This window comes from Schnuerera sp. (assembly GCF_035459645.1).
GTDB lineage: Bacteria > Bacillota > Clostridia > Tissierellales > Tepidimicrobiaceae > Schnuerera.
This window is the reverse complement of record NZ_DATHXO010000222.1, coordinates 1-2,121: the sequence shown is the minus strand read 5'-3', so window position 1 is coordinate 2,121 and position 2,121 is coordinate 1. Positions and strand designations below refer to the sequence as shown.

Below are 2,121 nucleotides of genomic sequence, written 5' to 3'. Positions count from 1 at the left end.
GTAAGAATACCATAATGTATATACATCAGAAGCTATAACATAATCAGGACTAAAATCCTTCATTAGCTTATCAGTAATCTTTCTGTTTCTAATCTTGTCATCTGCATCTGACCCATTAATAGATTGTTCTAGTACAACATGCTTAATTTTATTTTCTTCCAGATACTTTGCGCCTTTAGAGGAAGTTAAAAAGCAAATATCAAATTCCTCTTTTGGTAATCCTTTGCAAAATTCAAAAGCAATAGTGAATTCACCTGATGATAAATGTCCCAGTGTGACAAATAATATTTTTTTCATAATCATCCCATTTCTATCAAATAATTAAATTTTATTGTATTGGAAAACATATATGGTTCAATGTCTTAACCTTTGTCGCTGCCAAATCCTCACCAGATCTCATTAAGCGATTTGAAAAATCTTTTAATGGTTTTCTAAAATAATCATTTAAATATCTAAAATTTACCGATTCTTGTATTGCATTTTTCTCAGCTTCTTCAATTAAAGCCAGGGCTTTCTTTGGATCATTTCTAGAAAATTTATAGTCAGCATAGATAATATAGGGCACTATAAAATATGGTTTTTTTTCCTTTACTGTCTTTTGGGAATTAATCATATCTTCTAGAGTCTTTACTAGTTCATTCTCATCTTGCATAATCTCTGGTAAGGCTAACAAAAGTATGGATTTAAACATTTTAACCAACCAAAAACCAGGTTCAACTTTAAGGGCATGGTTATAAGCATTAATAATTAATTCTATTTTCTCTGCACTAATATTAGAATCAACAATTTTAGAAGTCACCAAAAAATTATAAAAACCAAAACTGAATGCAGCATCAGGATCATTAAGATTTTTGTCATAATAATCTTTAAGTTGCTTGAAATTTTTTTCAACGTCTATGGGCATATTGATCATTAAATTGATGGTTTTAATTAATTCTTCGTCTTTTTTAGTAATATACCTCATTGAAACCACCTATTCTTCATCAAAAAAATCATCATCTTCGAAGGTATCATATTCATCTAAATCAACGGTCTCATCAGGTGTATAAACTGCTGCATCTGCTGAGAAGTATTCTTCTATGTTTTCAGGAGTTAAATTTTCTATATCCTCAGGGCTTAGAGATTTAATTAGTATTTTTTGAACTTCGCTTAACTCATAGCCTTCTAATGCCTTATCTGGGTCTTCTATTAATTCTTCCTTAAAATCTGCATCTGATAAAAGCCTTAATATTACCATTTTCATTTCAGAATTATTTTCATTCATTCCGTTTGGATTTTTTTCTTTTGACATAATTAACATCCCCTTTTCTTATTTTTATTGGTTAATTGAATTTAGCTTTTAGTTATATCAATAAACTCCCTATGACTTCCCTCCTTCCACTTATTTAGAATAGTCCCTCTATAATTCTGTAAACATACTCAACTTCATCAAATTCTTTATTTTGTAAACCATTGATTTTCTTTAGATATATTCTGTTTTTTTCTGCAACTTCCCTGTAATTTCTTCCATTGATCTCATTATATTTATATATTTTAAAATTTCCTTGATAGCTAGATTTTGAAGATATAAAATTGTTCAAATTTCTTTTAAGCATCTTATCATAAGTAATTAAAGTCGGAACTAACTCGATTCCATAATTTTTTGGATAACGTCCAATCTTACTATTGGGTACAACAAAAAATTCATTTATTGTCATATAATTAATATATTCCTTATTTTTATTTATATATTTAATAGTTGCTTCAAAGTCTTCATCCCGTTCTTGAGGTAATCCTATTATTACTTCCAAATCAACTAAAATTCCAAGCTCATTACACCATTTCATAACCTGTTCTCCATGGGAAAGATCAATCTTCTTGTCCACTAAATCAATTAGTTTTTGGCTGGCTGTTTCAAAACCAAAAACAAGTTTACGGCAGCCTGCCTCTTTTATGAGTTTTAACCTTTCAAAAGTCATATTGTTAAAGCGAGCACAATCTGACCATTTAATATTAATATTTTTATTAATTATCTGTTTACAAAATAAAGAATTTGATGAAGTTGAGTATGTTTACAGAATTATAGAGGGGCTATTATAGATAAATGGAAGGGGGGAAGCCATAGGGAGTTTATTGATATAA

General features: G+C 28.9%; 4 protein-coding genes. All 4 read right to left on the bottom strand.

The features are described 5' to 3' along the window. The coding region (locus VK998_RS05280; RefSeq protein WP_325226304.1) for a glycosyltransferase family protein at positions 1 to 297 on the bottom strand (297 nt) is incomplete at its 3' end. Between the two features lie 31 nt (positions 298 to 328). Beyond that, entirely contained in the window at positions 329 to 964 is a 636-nt protein-coding gene (locus VK998_RS05275) for a hypothetical protein (RefSeq protein WP_325226302.1), read from the bottom strand. A 9-nt stretch (positions 965 to 973) separates the two neighbouring features. Beyond that, positions 974 to 1,291 carry an Os1348 family NHLP clan protein gene (locus tag VK998_RS05270; RefSeq protein WP_325226301.1) on the bottom strand — a complete coding sequence of 106 codons (318 nt, stop codon included), beginning with the start codon at positions 1,289 to 1,291 and terminating at the stop codon, positions 974 to 976. Between the two features lie 94 nt (positions 1,292 to 1,385). Further along, a complete protein-coding gene (locus VK998_RS05265) occupies positions 1,386 to 1,958 on the bottom strand; it encodes a radical SAM protein (protein ID WP_325226299.1) in 573 nt (190 codons plus the stop codon). Positions 1,959 to 2,121: the final 163 nt, after the last annotated feature.